Raw genomic sequence first — 14,296 nt, forward strand, 5'->3', positions numbered from 1 at the left:
TCAAGCGCTGTCGTTATGGCAGGTGCATTCATGGCTGGCAGCGTCCTGGCTGACGATGTCCGCGTGCTCAAGTTTCACAGTGGCCTGGCACAGTCCCGTCCTGAAGCCGCACACATCGAAAAATTCGCCGAGCGAGTTAAAGAAAAGAGCGGCGGTTCCCTTCAGGTTGACGTCTATCACGCCGGTTCTCTGGGCCTGAAAGAGGCTGACATGCTGCGTATTCTCAAGGGCGGCATGGTGGATATGGCGCTGATGTACGGTGAGTACTACAAGCGCGACGCACCGGCACTGGCTTCCGTTTACGCCCAGGGCGCCATCACCGAGTCCTCCCAGCACCTGGAGCTGTTGCCGACCCTGCGCAGCATCTACAAAGACGCCTATGCCAACTGGGATATCCACACCATCGGTGGCGTCGTTGCGCCGGTATTCGATGTGGGCCTGCACTGCAAAGAGCCGGTTAACACCCTGGAAGATCTGAAAGACAAGAAGGTCCGTGTATGGTCCGGCCACCTGGTTGATACCTTCAAGAAGCTGGATATTTCCGCCCAGGTCATCGGCCAGAACGACATGTACCTGGCGCTGCAGACCGGTGTGGTCGACTGCGCTTACTACCTGTCCACCGTTGCCAAGACCGTGTCACTGCAGGAAGTGACCGATTACGAAGCCTACCTGCACCCCTGGGCAGCCTCTCCCTGGATGTTCGGTGTCAGCGACAAGACCTGGGATTCCCTGAGCGAAGAGCAGCAGGCCGCGCTGGCCGAAGCGGGTGAAGAGACCTGGGCAGAAACCCGCGAACTGGCGGTCGACCCTGCCCGTGAAGCAGCCGCACGTGAAGAGCGCAAAGAGCTGGGCATTACCGTGCTGGATCCGTTCAGCGAAGAAGATGTGAACACCTTCGTTGATGCTGCCATGGCCGCCTGGAAAGAGATGGCTGAAGGCGCCGGTGAAGAGGGCGTGGGCTACTACGAAACCGTTTCCGCGCTGGCTCGCGAACAGCAGAAGTAAACCATCGACGGTGATTCTGCCGTCTGCAACTTAGGAGGGGATGATGGCCTCGCTGCTATCTAAAACCTTGGATCGGGTTACGCATGCACTGTTCTTGATGGGTGTCTGCGCCGGTATTCTTATGGCGTTGATGATTTTGGGCAGTGCGTTGCTGCGGTACCTGGCCGGGGCACCCCTCTCATTTTCAGATGAACTGGCAGGGTTGCTGTTTGTAACCCTGGCGTTCACCACGTTTCCTGAAGTGATGCTGAGATCCGAACATATCAAGTTGTCGGTGCTGACCGACCGCTTTGGTCCGGCGCTTCAGCGCGTTTGCCGCTTTGCGGCCGGCATCATCTTCATCACCTTTGCCGTGGTATTTATCTACGAGTCCTGGAACTTTACCGACTTTTCGCGGCAGATTAACTCACGTACCGATGTCAGCGGTCTGTTGCTCTGGCCCTGGATGGCGCTGATGCCGGCTTCGCTGGCGATGTGTCTGCTGATTGAGCTGCGTAGCCTGTTCCGTGGCCTGCGTGGCGACTGGGCTGGATTGATGGGAGGTGAGCAATGAGCTGGCTGATTCTGAGCGGTTCGCTCATCGTATTACTGGGCACCGGAGCGCTGCTGGGCGCGGCGCTGGGCCTGACCGGCTTTATACTGCTGCATTTCCAGGCTAATGGCGCCACGGCTTTGGCGATCAACTCCGCCTGGAACCTGTTGACCGAGTTCACCCTGAGCGCGGTGCCGCTGTTCATTATGCTTGGCGATATTCTCCTCGCCAGTGGTGTATCTACGCGGGTGTATAACGGTCTCACGCCGCTGTTCCGCTGCATGCCGGGCCAGCTGCTGCATACCAATATTGCCGTATGCACACTGTTTGGCGCCGTCAGCGGATCGAGCACCTCCACCGCGGCTGCTATCGGCTCGGTAAGCTATCCGGAGCTGAAGAAACGCGGTTATGACCCAGCCGCCGTGGTCGGCTCTCTGGCGGCCGGTGGCACCCTGGGGCTGTTGATTCCGCCAAGCCTGTCGCTGCTGATCTACGGCGCGACCCAGGATGTCTCCATTGGTCGGCTGTTCCTGGCGGGTCTGTTGCCCGGCCTGATGATCTCTGCCGGCTTCCTGTTGTGGATCTATCTGCGCTCCCGCTTTGGCTCCCATATCGCCCCCGAGCACGGTGAAGGCTTCAGCTGGCGCGACACCGGCGCGGGCCTGCTGCAGATCTGGCCGCTGCCGATTCTGATCTTCTTCGTGCTCGGTACCATCTATATGGGGATCGCCACGCCCACCGAGGCGGCGGCCATGGGTGTCGGCGTATCGATCATCATCGGTTTCCTCTGGGGCGATCTGACCTGGCGTGAGCTGTGGAATGCGTTCAAGCGCTCCTCCATCATGTTCAGCTGTATTGCGATGATTCTGGTCGGCACGGTGATCCTGGCGCAGGCGGTGAGCCTGTTGGGTCTGCCGCGCGGTGCGGTGGATATGATCGCTGACCTAGGCTTGGGACGTTACGGCGTACTGCTGATGGTGGTGCTGGTCTACCTGGTGCTGGGTTGCTTCTTCGACGGCATCTCACTGCTGCTGATGACCCTGCCGATCACTTTCCCGATGGTGGTGAGTCTGGGTTTCGATCCGGTCTGGTTCGGTATCATCGTGACGCTGCTGATGGAGGTCGGCATGATTACGCCGCCGGTGGGGTTGAATCTATTCGTGCTCAGCTCGATCACCAAGGGTGAGGTGGGCGTGCCCAGCGCAGCCTATGCGGCCATGCCTTACTGGGTCATCCTGTTGTTATCTGTCGGCTTGTTGACCCTGTTTCCGCAGATCGCGCTCTGGCTCCCTGACGTGTTTTCCTGAACCTGAAACAGAAAAGAAACGCCCCGGTCGAGTAATCTTCCGGGGCGTTTTTGTTTCTTCTGTGTGGGCTGGCGGGCTTTTATTCGCGCCCGCGACGGACATCGGTGGGCGGGTGGCCGAACAGTCGTCTGTAGCTGCGGCTGAAATGGGTGGAGCTGACGAAGCCACAGGCCACCGATACGTCGGTGATACTCAGGTTGGACTGCAGCAGTAGCTGGCGGGCCTGGGTCAGGCGACACTCCAGGTAGTAGCGTGCCGGTGACGAACCCACATGGCGGTTGAACAGACGCTCGATCTGACGTCGGGAGATGCCGACCAGCTTGGCAATCTCGTTCACCGGCAGAGGCTCATCGATGTTCTTTTCCATTAGCATGATCGAGTCTTTCAGCGCTTGGGGGGCCTGGGGGTCAGACAGCATCAGCGAGCTGGGACACTCGCCCTCAGCGCTGGTTCTGTCCCGTCCTATTACTTCCTCGATGGATTGCGCGCAGGCCCCACCCTGCTGATCGCTGATCATGTCCAGCATCATATCGAGCACACTGTTGGGCCCTGCGCAGGTATAGCGCCCGGGCCCGGCGCTATACGCGGCGTATGAGAGTTCCTGTTCGGGAAAGCACTCACGCATCAGGGCGCGATTATCCTGGTGAATCGCGATCGGCATCTCATCCACGGTGCCGGCGGCGCTTAGATAGTAACTGCCGTTCCAGATACCGCAGAGCGTTACCCCGCGTTGGGCGGCCTCACAGAGTTTGGCGGTCAGTTTCGGCAGCGGTCCCAGTTCGTTGCGATAGCCGCCGCAGACCACCAGCACCGAGTCTGCATCCAACTGCAGATCATCGAGGATACCGTCCGTAGGTATGGCGATACCGAGATCTGACAATGCTTTAGGTTGATCGATACCGCAGGTCTGCATCTGATACAGCTTGCGTGAATAGATCAGGTTAGCCGTCACACAGGCGTCCAGGGCGACGGAAAATGTCGACATGGAAAAATGCTCAAGCAGCAGAAACACCACCTTTCTGGGTGGCTGTTCAAGCCTGGCTGAGGGCTGCTGCTGCAAAAAAGCGCGGTTTACATTTTGAAAGTGGGGCGAAAATGCGGAGGCAGGGCTGGTGGAGAGTATGTTTTTCATAGGCGGTACGCTGAATCCCGCGATAGAGGCATCGACTGATTGTTTGTGATCACAAAGCAGTATTCATGCCACGAAAATCGGCGAAATCCGGCCCTTTTTTGTTTTAGTTATATTTTTTATGCATCTTTTAGTACCTGATTAATATGGGAGTTTAGGGCTGATGTCAAAATCTGAGCCCAGAATGATGCGCCTAATCGGTGCGTGTGTTGCCCGGTTTTAGAGCTCTGGAAAGGCCGGGCGGCCGGGAATCAGCCGCCCAGGTTGGGTAGTACCAGCACGATCTGCGGGAAAATCGAGATCAGCAGTGCTGCGACACACATCAGGATAAAGAATGGGAAAGCCGCCAGCGCAATGGCGCCCAGTTTCTCGCCGGTCAGCCCCTGCAGGACAAACAGGTTAAAGCCCACCGGCGGGGTGATCTGGCCAAGCTCTACCATGATCACCAGGAAGACACCGAACCAGAGTGGATCGAAGCCAGCCTGAACCACGAGCGGCAGGGTGATCGGCAGGCTCATGACGGTAATGGAGATGCCGTCGAGGAACAGCCCGAGAATCACGTAGAACAGCGCCAGGATCAGCAGCAGCACCGGCGCGGAAAGCTCCAGGGACCCGATGAAGGTCGCCAGATCTCGCGGAATATGCAGGTAGCCCACCGCTGTGGAAAGCAGCGCTGCACAGACCAGGATCGAGCACACCATGACGCTACTGAGAATGGTTGCCTGCACCGCATCGGTAAACAGTTTCCAGCTCAGCTGGCGCTCAAACAGCAGCATCAGCACCACGGCGCCAACGCCCACGGCCGCAGCTTCAGAAGGCGTGGCGATACCGCTGTAGATCGAGCCGATAACGATAAAGATCAGCGTCAGTACCGGCGCGAGCAGAGCGGCGCTCTCTCTCATGCTTACCTTGGAGTTAACCTCCCGCGGCGCCTTCTGCGGAAAGCGCAGCGCCTGGTAAAACAGGTAGCCGGAATAGAGGCAGGCGATCAACAGGCCGGGCAGCACGCCGGCCATGAACAGCTTGCTGATCGAGACCTCGGCCTGCACGCCATAGACGATCATGACGATCGAAGGCGGAATCAGCAGGCCAAGACTGCCGGCACCGGCCAGGGAGCCGATCGACAGGCGACGGTCATAGCCACGGATCTCCAGCTCACGGGTGGTAATCTTACCCACGGTCGCGGTGGTGGCGGAGCTGGAGCCGCTGACCGCTGCGAACAGCGTACAGCCGAAGATATTGGTGTGCAGGATGCCACCGGGAATACGCGCGGTGATCGGCTCCAGGCCACGGAACAGCCGTTCCGAGATATCCGAACGGAAGATCATCTCCCCCATCAAGATAAACATCGGTATCGCCGAAAGCTCCCAGGAGCTGCCGGCGCGAAACAGGATGCGACTCAGGGTCACGCCGACGCGGTGCAGGCTGAAATCCGCCATCAGCAGCAGAGACAGTACGGATACGGTCACCAGGCCGGCAAACACCCAGGTGCCAAGCCCCAGCACGATAAACACCATCGCGATGACGCCGAGGGTGGTGAACAGAATCTCCATCAGCGCGGCTCCAGATCGATCGGGGTTTTACGAAAAACGATAAGACTCAAAACCCGAGAGGAAAGAGTCAGGCAAAGCAGAATCAGGCCCAGCAGCACCGCGCCTTCAGGTATCCACAGCGGTGTATCGGCCAGGGATTCGCTGGTGATGCCGCGTGAGTAGCTACGACTGACGTTGATGCCCCAGTACCAGCTGAGCCAGCCGAACATTGCGCACATGACACTGGATATCACCAGGTCCAGAATCATCGCCGCATTCGGACTGAGCCGGTTGATAACCATACCTACACGGATCAGGCCGCCTCGCTCCAGCGCAAAGCCCAAACCCATGAACGTCATCGTAGCCACGGCGTAGCCGATGAACTCGTTGAGAACGTAGGTAGAGGTGTTGAACAGGCGCAACACGATCTCGAGCAGAATATGGGCCGCCATATAGACGATCAGGGTGCCGCAGAGAATGCCGGCCCCCTGATTCAGTCGTTTCACTAACCCAATATATCCACGGGCGAAGAGCATCGGCTTATTCCGCCTTCAGTGCGTCGAGAATCTCCTGGCCGGTGCTGCCGGTATTTTCCAACCACTCCTGCACCGCCGGCTCTGCAGCGGCTTTCAGTGTGGCGGCCATACCCGGGTCCACATCGGTGTAGATGTTGACGTCGTGGCTTTTCAGTTCGGCATAGTTTTCAGCCAGGCGTGAGCGCACGGTTTCCCAGTTGTGAGCATCGGTACGTTTGGCCGCTTCCAGGATCGCCGCCTGTTCCTCGTCGGAAAGGTCCTCAAAGGCATCGCGGTTCATATGCACCATGTTCAGAGGCACCGCGTAGCGGATCTCGGTGTAGTGGTTCAGGTGTTCCCAGAAGCTGCCGTTGGCGCCGGATTCGGCCGAGGTCAGTACCGCGGAGATGCCGCCGGTGGAGAGCTGCGGTACCACATCCGCCCAAGAGAGCAGTACCGGTGCGGCGCCCGCTTCCTTGAAGGCGATGGTGCCGTTCTTGTCGTAGGTACGGATCTTCAGGTTGGTCAGCGCATCGGTGGAGTTCACCATCTCTTCGGACCAGATACCGCTGGCCGGCCAGGGAGAGGCGTAGAGAAGAATCTGGTCGTTATCTTCAAACACCTTCGCATATTGCGGTCGCGCGATCTCATACAGCTTCTGTGCTTCATCGACGCTGTCGGCGACAAAAGGCAGTGACGAGAGCAGGAAGATCGGGTCGATGCCGCCGATGGTGCCGGCCAGTGTATCGGCGATCTGTACCGCGTTGTCAGCCACCGCGTAGAAGTGGTCGGCGGACTTGAATCCCAGGGAACCGCTGGTATGCAGCGCAATATCTACGCTGCCGCCGGTCAGCTCTTCGACCTGCTCGATGAAGTAGGCATCACCCTGAGCATGGATCGATTTGTCGTTGTACTCGTTGGAAAAGTCCAGAGTTGCAGCGTTACCGAGCATAGAAACGCCCAGTGAAGCGGCAGCCAGAATTTTGTAGGTGTTCGACATGTGGATCTCCTGATCAGGTTATCGGAGCATGGAAGTTAGTTGGAACTTCGAATATACGTATAGGAAAAACTATTTACCCGCGCTACATCTGTCTGTCTCCGGTTATAACCTGCCTATTTGCGCCAAGCAGATCGGTTTTGGATATGAAGCAAAAAATGGTCCAGTTGGTTAAAAGCCTCGGCGCCAAGCCGCGAGTTGGCATGGCTTGCGCTGCCCGCCGTGCGCTCTCTTATCCAGCGTGGCTGCTAATACGGGTATCTCTCGCTACCCTGGGATGCCAAGCGCTACAATGCTCGCTGAAACCAGATAGCGGTGCCCTATGACAGACAATCTCAGCCAGCCCTTTTACCAGCTAATGCCGGACACGGTGATCGATGCGGTGGAGTCGCGCGGTTATCTCAGCGATGGCCGTATCCTCGCGTTGAATAGTTATGAGAACCGGGTGTACCAGGTGGGTATCGATGAGGCGGAGCCGCTGATCGCCAAGTTCTATCGCCCGGCGCGCTGGAGCGATGAACAGATCCGCGAGGAACATGAGTTCTGCTTCGAGATGGTGGGGCAGGAACTGCCGGTGGTGGCGCCGCTACGCGATGAAAATGGCGAGAGCCTGTTTCGCTTCGGCGATTATCGGTTTTCGCTCTATCCCCGTCGCGGCGGGCGCGCGCCTGAACTGTCGGACCCTGATCATCTCTATCGCCTGGGACAGACACTGGGGCGCATCCACCTGGTGGGCGCCGCTCGGGATTTTCAGCATCGGCCGGCGCTGACGATTAAAAGCTACGGCTACGACAGTGTTGAGCTGATTGGAGAATCTTTTATCCCGGCAACGCTGAAGGAGGCTTACACCAGCCTGACGCGGGACCTGTTGAACGAGGTGGAGTCTGCCTTCGACCGGGCAGGGCAGGTAAAGCTGATCCGGGCCCATGGCGACTGCCACGGCGGCAATATCCTCTGGCGTGACGATACGCCCAACTTTGTCGATTTCGACGATGCCCGTATGGCGCCGGCGATTCAGGATCTGTGGATGCTGCTCACCGGGGATGACCGTAACGAGCTGCAGTTGCAGCTAAACGAAGTGGTTGAGGGGTATAACGAATTCGCCGACTTCGATCCCCGCGAGCTGCATCTGGTGGAAGCGCTGCGCACGCTGCGGATGCTGCACTACAGCGCCTGGCTGGGCCGTCGCTGGGACGACCCGGCCTTTCCCCATAACTTCTCCTGGTTCAATACCGAGCGTTATTGGGGCGAGCATCTGCTGCAGCTACGAGAGCAGTTCGCCAAGCTGCGCGAGGCGCCGCTGGAGCTGCTCTAACCCGCCCGTTCAGGCCGGGCGGCGGACCAGCCCGGCTACGGCGTCAACGATGCCGGTCTCACCGTCGGTCAGTTCGATGATCTCGCGATTGATCGCCGGCGCTTCGATCAGTTCGGCCAGAAAAGCCGCTACATTGCCGCGTTTAACCGTGCCGTAGGGGATCGCCAGACCCGCATTGACCTGGCCGTCACTCTCTTCATGCAGCAGGGTTCCTGGTCGCAGGATCACCCAGTCCAGGTCTGAGGCGACCACATCGGTGTCCGCCTGTTTTTTCATCTTCATATAGTGCTCAAAGCCCGGCTTGGGCTCCTTGCCGCGCCCGGCTTCGGGGAAGGCGCTGACCAGATAGAAGCGGCGGATATCCTGCTGCTTCATCGCCTGCATCACCTTGGCCGGTCCCTCACCGTCGATGGCGGTGGCACGGTCCATGCCGCTGCCGGCGGCTCCTGCCGAAAACACGACGATATCGGCACCGGCCATCGCCTTGGCCAGGTCGTCGGCGCTCATATCGATAAAATCGCCTTCGACCGGTGTGACGCCGGCTTCGCGCAGCACCTCGGCCTGCTCGGGCTTGCGATGCAAGCCGATCACTTTATAGCCCGCCTTGATCAGTATGGGGGTGAGACGGTGACCGACACCGCCGGTGGCGCCAATAATAAAGATCGTAGACATGGATCCTCCCTGCTTACGTTTCTATAACTACGTTGCTCCAATTACGTCAGCTGGGCTGACGTTGTCTAATAACCGCGGTGCACTAACGAAAAAGGCCTGATAAAACAGACCTTTTGGGTGTTTCTGCTATGTCAGACGCCGGTTCTCGGCGCAGGTTCAGCCGGAATATGGATCTCAGAGTTTACGCACGCGGAACGACTTGCCCTTGATCGTGCGAGACTTGATCTTCTTCAGCGCGGTTTCGGCATGTTCGCGTTTCACCGCCACGTAAGTAACGAAGTCCTGCACCTCGATATTGCCGATATCATCACCGCTGAGCTGGCCGCCGGCGGTCAGGGTACCGACGATATCCCCCGGGCGCAGCTTGTGCTTGCGACCGCCGGCGATCGCCAGGGTGCGCATGGGTGCGCGTGGCGGCTTGGCGCCGAAGTTCGGTGTCGGTAGCTGTTCAACAACATCGATGGGCTTGTGCTGCTCGCTGTTGATGCGCTCGAGCTTGAGTGTCTCTTTCGGGCCAACCAGGCTCAGCGCGGTACCGCTGCGACCGGCGCGTCCGGTACGGCCGATACGGTGGGTGTAAACCGCGGCCTCGCGCGGCAGGTCCACATTAACCACCAGGTCTACCGCATCGATATCCAGGCCGCGGGCAGCCACATCGGTGGCGACCAGCAGGGTCAGGCTGCGGTTACTGAACAGGGTGATGCGTTGGTCGCGCTCGCGCTGTTCCATATCGCCATGCAGCACACCGACGGAAAATCCGGCGCTCTTCACCGCCTGGGCGTACTCTTCGCAGCGGGCGCGGGTGTTACAGAAGATCACCGCCGCATCCGGCTGTTGCTGCTGCAGCAGTGCGATCAGCGTATCGGCTTTCTGCGGCTCGTCGCAGAGGTAGGCGCGCTGGGCGATATCGGCCGGAGCTTCCTTGTCCGGCGCGGTCACGCGCTCGGGGTTACGCTGGTAATTAGCGGAAAGCTGCTCGATATCTTTCGGATAGGTGGCGGAAAACAGCAGCGTCTGGCGGCTGGCAGGCGTGGTCTCGATGATGGCGCCGATATCCTCGGCAAAGCCCATGTCGAGCATCCGGTCCGCTTCGTCCAGCACCAGGGTGTCTACCTTATCCAGAGTCAGGGTGCGCTTGCGCAGGTGATCCTTGATACGGCCCGGTGTACCCACAACGACGTGGGCGCCATGCTCCAGAGAGCCGATCTGCGGCCCGATCGGCGTGCCGCCGCAGAGGGTGATGATCTTGATGTTTTCCTGGTAACGCGCCAGTCGACGCAGCTCCTTGGCTACCTGGGTCGCCAGCTCGCGGGTAGGGCAGAGCACCAGCCCCTGTACTGCGAACAGCCGGGGCTTGAGCTTGTTCAGCAGGCCGATGCCGAAGGCGGCGGTTTTGCCGCTGCCGGTTTTCGCCTGGGCGATCAGATCGTGGCCGCTGAGGGCGACGGGCAGGCTCAGGGCCTGGATCGGTGTCATCTCGGCGTAGCCGATGCTGGCAAGGTTGTTGAGCTGCGCCTGGGGCAGTTTTAGGCTGCTGAAACGGGTATCGGTCACGGGCGGGTCCGTAGGGGATGGAGTGGTCGGGATAGAAAGTCGCCAGTATAGCAGAGCGATGATCTGTTTTAGACAACTGTGCTTCGGCACAAATCGAACCCGTTCGCCCTCAAGTTCTGTTCAGTTTGTGTTAAGGTTTTCGGCATTGGTTCTGCTGGGAAGCTTGTGATGAAAAAGTCGTTGATAAATAAGCCCGTGTTGGCTGTTGCTCTGTTGCTAAGCTCTGCCTCACCGCTGTTGCATGCCGCTTCGCCGGAAGATGCCGTGGAGTTTCGTCAGGGTGTTTTCCGCGCACTGGGCTGGAACTTCGGTCCCATGGGCGCGATGCTTCAGGGCCGTAAGCCGTTTGATGCCGAAGCCTTCGCTCAGGGTGCCGAACGCGTGGCGGTACTGGCCAATATGGCGGCGGAAGGCTTTGTTGAAGGCTCCGGCGACAAGGATGGCATGACCACGCGGCTTAGCGATAAGTACTGGTATCAGCAGGATAACTTTGACCGACTGATGGCGCAGATGGTGGAAAATGCCGGGGTTCTGTCAGAGGAGGTGGCCGCCGGCAAGGATCATGAAGAGCTGCGCCCGGTATTCGCCCAGTTGGCTTCAAGCTGTAAAAACTGTCACGACGACTATCGAGACAGGGATTAGTCGAGATAGAAATTAGTCGAGGCAGAGATTAAATGGCGTGACAGGGGTTGATCAGCGCGGCGGATCGATCTGGTTACCAAGGCTTGCGTTAACCCGGAACCAGCCGGCGATGCTGTAACGGTCCGCTTTGGCCGGCAGCACTTCATGGGGGAAGCGGTCGCTGAGGAAGATCACCAGCGTACCGGCTTGTGGTGCCACCCGTTCAATGGGCTCATCGCCGCTCTCGGGGTAGATCAGCAGTTCGCCACCGTCTTCTTGTTTCCAGTCGTCATTCAGGTAATAGACGGTAGTCAGTACCCGGTTGGTCTGGCCGCGGAAGGCATCAAGGTGGCGTTTGTAGAATGCGCCCGGGGCATAGTGTGCGAAGTGGCATTCGTAGTCGAACAAGCCCATGAAAAGACGGCGGTTGATCGCCTCGCGCAGAGTCTCCATCCACTCCAGATAGGCGGCCTCGGTGGCGTCGTTAACGCTCAGCCAGTGGATCTCGTCCTGGCGGATCTGGCTGTTCAGGTGCTGATCCTGTTCACGGCCCACGCCGGCGCGGCGAAACGCGTGGCTCAGCTCCTGGGTGCGGTCGAAGAGCGCCCGGGTTATCCCTGCGTCCGGCCCGTCATTCAGCAGAATATAGCCGTGTTCCACCAGCGCATCGGCGATGCGATCGAATACCGATTCGGTGGGTGCGGTAAGAATACTGGTCATTGGGCTCTCCGGTAGGGTGCATCTATATAAACCGAATCTCGGCATTAGTCACGGTAAATGTTGTTAATGGAGACTAAAAACAACGAAATTCTGAGATTGATCCAGGCTATCTCTATTGGGTATCATTTGATCAATTAATCGCCATGCCCGGAGACAGGTTATCAAGCATTCGGTTCTAATCAGGTTGGTTTGTACAGTGTCACTGACGTGGCTGCTGGCGCCGTCGCTTGCCTATAGCTCCGAATCCAGCCAGGTAGAGCTCAAGGTCAAGGCTTCAGCCTATAACTCAGTGGCGGAACAGACCAATGCTCAGCCGGCTATCGCCGCCTGGGGTGATGAACTGCGCCCGGGAATGAAGGTGGTGGCCGTCTCCCGAGACTTGCTGCGCGATGGACTCACCTATGGCACCAAGGTGCGTATCGAGGGGCTCAAGGGCCTCTATGTGGTGATGGACAAGATGAACAAGCGCTGGTCACGCAAGATCGATATCTACATGGGTGAAAACGTGGAGGCCGCACTGGAGTGGGGTGTTCGTGATGTCACCATCTACTGGCAGGACCCTGCCTCCGAAAGCTGAGTTTCTGTTTTCCTCCGCTCCACCGCTTCCCCGATATACAGCATCGAGCCCTGAGTGCTAAGATCTCCGAGTGAATTAGTCAACAATTTGCCGTACACAGGGAGAAAAAGCATGGCTATTCAGGTAGGTGACAAACTTCCATCCGTTGAATTCAAGGTGATGGGCGAAAAAGGCCCGGAGTCTTTCAGCACCGATGATCTGTTTGCAGGTAAAAAGGTCGTTCTGTTTGCTGTGCCGGGCGCATTCACGCCGGGCTGCACCGTAACGCATCTGCCCGGCTTCGTGGTCAAAGCCGACGAGATCAAGGCGAAGGGCGTCGACAGCATCATCTGTACCGCTGTTAACGATGCTTTCGTGATGGATGCCTGGGGCAAGTCTCAGAATGCTGAAGAGATCATCATGGCCGGTGACGGTAACGGTGAGTTTGCCAAGGCGCTGGGTCTGGAGCTGGACCTGACCGGGGGCGGTCTGGGTGTGCGCAGCAAGCGTTACGCGATGATCGTCAATGACGGTACCGTGGAACTGCTGAATATCGATGACAAGGGCATCGACAAGAGCAGCGCAGAGGCTATTCTCGCAGCACTCTAACTGGACTTTGAAAAGCTATCTGCGTTGCCGAATGCTGCGTTAAAAGCAGGCTCAAAATGCTCATTTAGTTTACTAAACTCCGCTTTTTCGCCTGCTTTTGCCTTGCCTCGGCTGCCTCGAAAACGCTTTTCAACGCCCAGTCACGCAGAGCTGGATACAGAAAAGGGCGGGTAAATTCCCGCCCTTTTTGCGTTTACGCTTTCGTTCTTTACTTGAGACCCAAGGCCTTGGCGTGGTGCTCAAGGTGATCGCCGATAAAGGTGGCGATAAAGAAGTAGCTGTGGTCGTAGCCCGGCTGCATGCGCAGCTCCAGCGGATGACCGGCCGTTTCACAGGCCTGCTTCAGCGCTTCAGGCTTAAGCTGTTCGGACAGGAAGTTGTCCGCTTCACCCTGGTCCACCAGCAGCGGCAGACGTTCGCTGGCAGTGGCGATCAGTTCGCAGCTGTCCCAGGCTTTCCAGCTTTCACGATCATCACCCAGGTAACCGCCGAGGGCTTTTTCACCCCAGGGGCAGTTGATCGGGTTGCTGATCGGAGCGAAGGCGGAAACGGACTGGTAACGGCCCGGATTCTTCAGTGCACAGATCAGTGCGCCGTGGCCGCCCATGGAGTGGCCGCTGATGGAGCGCTGATCGGTGACCGGGAAGTTCTCTTCGATCAGTGTCGGCAGCTCATCCACCACATAATCGTACATGCGGTAGTTTTCGGCCCAGGGCGCCTGAGTGGCGTTGACGTAGAAGCCGGCAGCGGAACCGAAGTCGTAGCTGTCGTGCTCGCCGGGATGGTCCGTGCCGCGCGGGCTGGTATCCGGGCAGACGATTGCCATACCCAGCTCGGCCGCGAGGCGCTGGGCGCCGGCTTTTTGGGTGAAGTTTTCGTCGGTGCAGGTCAGGCCTGACAGCCAGTAGAGTACCGGTACGGGCTTGCTCTGCGCCTGCGGCGGCAGGTAGATCGCAAACACCATCTCGGTGCCAGTGCTGGCGGACTGGTGCTTGTAACGCTTGAGCCAACCGCCGAAGCATTTATTGCTGGCGATCAGTTCGGGTGCTGTGGATAACTCGGACATGGAGGAAGACTCCCTGATCTCGGTTACAGGTTCTTGTAAACGGCGGGTTCAGACAGAACCCCCGCCCGGAAGAGGGTGTCGCAAATCGCTTAGCGCGGCATTAGGCAGCAGGTGTTCGGCGATGTCGCGGGCTGGTACGCTTCGCTATTGAGCACCCGTGCGGCCG

General features: G+C 58.6%; 15 protein-coding genes. 7 read left to right on the top strand and 8 right to left on the bottom strand.

Annotation, left to right across the window (positions count from 1 at the left end):
- Positions 1–30: 30 nt before the first annotated feature.
- The 3 genes from CLV83_RS00475 to CLV83_RS00485 are packed head-to-tail and all read left to right on the top strand — an operon-like array spanning position 31 to position 2,844.
- Positions 31–1,005 carry a TRAP transporter substrate-binding protein gene (locus CLV83_RS00475; RefSeq protein ID WP_243642237.1) on the top strand — a complete coding sequence of 325 codons (975 nt, stop codon included), beginning with the start codon at positions 31–33 and terminating at the stop codon, positions 1,003–1,005.
- Positions 1,006–1,048: 43 nt separating this feature from the next.
- Positions 1,049–1,558, top strand: a complete 510-nt coding sequence (locus CLV83_RS00480; protein ID WP_243642238.1) for a TRAP transporter small permease — start codon at positions 1,049–1,051, stop codon at positions 1,556–1,558.
- The gene (locus CLV83_RS00485) at positions 1,555–2,844 is read left to right on the top strand and encodes a TRAP transporter large permease (protein WP_132285948.1); all 1,290 of its coding nucleotides are present in this window, start codon (positions 1,555–1,557) and stop codon (positions 2,842–2,844) included. Before CLV83_RS00480 ends, CLV83_RS00485 begins: the two co-directional genes overlap by 4 nt.
- A gap of 79 nt (positions 2,845–2,923) precedes the next feature.
- Here CLV83_RS00485 and CLV83_RS00490 read toward each other — a convergent pair whose 3' ends face one another.
- The 4 genes from CLV83_RS00490 to CLV83_RS00505 all read right to left on the bottom strand — a co-directional run bounded on the left by CLV83_RS00490 (position 2,924) and on the right by CLV83_RS00505 (position 7,020).
- A complete protein-coding gene (locus tag CLV83_RS00490) occupies positions 2,924–3,829 on the bottom strand; it encodes a GlxA family transcriptional regulator (RefSeq protein WP_165900200.1) in 906 nt (301 codons plus the stop codon).
- 395 nt (positions 3,830–4,224) lie between these two features.
- Positions 4,225–5,526: a TRAP transporter large permease gene (locus tag CLV83_RS00495; RefSeq protein WP_132285954.1), complete on the bottom strand. Its 1,302-nt coding sequence runs from the start codon at positions 5,524–5,526 to the stop codon at positions 4,225–4,227.
- The gene (locus tag CLV83_RS00500; protein ID WP_243642239.1) at positions 5,526–6,011 is read right to left on the bottom strand and encodes a TRAP transporter small permease; all 486 of its coding nucleotides are present in this window, start codon (positions 6,009–6,011) and stop codon (positions 5,526–5,528) included. The genes CLV83_RS00495 and CLV83_RS00500 overlap by 1 nt, the downstream gene beginning before the upstream one ends.
- A 34-nt stretch (positions 6,012–6,045) precedes the next feature.
- The gene (locus CLV83_RS00505) at positions 6,046–7,020 is read right to left on the bottom strand and encodes a TRAP transporter substrate-binding protein (protein ID WP_132285960.1); all 975 of its coding nucleotides are present in this window, start codon (positions 7,018–7,020) and stop codon (positions 6,046–6,048) included.
- 319 nt (positions 7,021–7,339) lie between these two features.
- On the opposite strand from CLV83_RS00505, the gene CLV83_RS00510 reads away from it, so the two are divergent.
- Complete coding sequence (locus CLV83_RS00510) at positions 7,340–8,332, top strand: serine/threonine protein kinase (RefSeq protein ID WP_132285963.1); 993 nt, start codon at positions 7,340–7,342, stop codon at positions 8,330–8,332.
- Positions 8,333–8,341: 9 nt separating this feature from the next.
- Here CLV83_RS00510 and CLV83_RS00515 read toward each other — a convergent pair whose 3' ends face one another.
- On the bottom strand, positions 8,342–9,004 hold the full coding sequence (locus CLV83_RS00515) for an SDR family oxidoreductase (RefSeq protein ID WP_132285966.1): 663 nt from the start codon (positions 9,002–9,004) through the stop codon (positions 8,342–8,344).
- A 174-nt stretch (positions 9,005–9,178) separates the two neighbouring features.
- Entirely contained in the window at positions 9,179–10,558 is a 1,380-nt protein-coding gene (dbpA, locus tag CLV83_RS00520; protein WP_132285969.1) for an ATP-dependent RNA helicase DbpA, read from the bottom strand.
- Positions 10,559–10,726: 168 nt separating this feature from the next.
- On the opposite strand from dbpA, the gene CLV83_RS00525 reads away from it, so the two are divergent.
- Positions 10,727–11,200: a c-type cytochrome gene (locus CLV83_RS00525; protein ID WP_132285972.1), complete on the top strand. Its 474-nt coding sequence runs from the start codon at positions 10,727–10,729 to the stop codon at positions 11,198–11,200.
- Positions 11,201–11,251: 51 nt separating this feature from the next.
- Here CLV83_RS00525 and CLV83_RS00530 read toward each other — a convergent pair whose 3' ends face one another.
- Positions 11,252–11,899, bottom strand: a complete 648-nt coding sequence (locus CLV83_RS00530; RefSeq protein ID WP_207894639.1) for a 2OG-Fe(II) oxygenase — start codon at positions 11,897–11,899, stop codon at positions 11,252–11,254.
- Positions 11,900–12,095: 196 nt separating this feature from the next.
- Between CLV83_RS00530 and CLV83_RS00535 the strand changes: the two genes are divergently transcribed.
- The gene (locus CLV83_RS00535) at positions 12,096–12,476 is read left to right on the top strand and encodes a 3D domain-containing protein (RefSeq protein WP_243642240.1); all 381 of its coding nucleotides are present in this window, start codon (positions 12,096–12,098) and stop codon (positions 12,474–12,476) included.
- 111 nt (positions 12,477–12,587) lie between these two features.
- Positions 12,588–13,064: a peroxiredoxin gene (locus CLV83_RS00540; RefSeq protein ID WP_132285978.1), complete on the top strand. Its 477-nt coding sequence runs from the start codon at positions 12,588–12,590 to the stop codon at positions 13,062–13,064.
- Between the two features lie 208 nt (positions 13,065–13,272).
- Here CLV83_RS00540 and fghA read toward each other — a convergent pair whose 3' ends face one another.
- Positions 13,273–14,130, bottom strand: coding sequence for an S-formylglutathione hydrolase (gene fghA / locus CLV83_RS00545; RefSeq protein WP_132285981.1), 858 nt, complete (start codon positions 14,128–14,130; stop codon positions 13,273–13,275).
- Positions 14,131–14,296 lie beyond the last annotated feature (166 nt).

Source organism: Marinobacterium mangrovicola (genome assembly GCF_004339595.1).
GTDB lineage: Bacteria > Pseudomonadota > Gammaproteobacteria > Pseudomonadales > Balneatricaceae > Marinobacterium_D > Marinobacterium_D mangrovicola.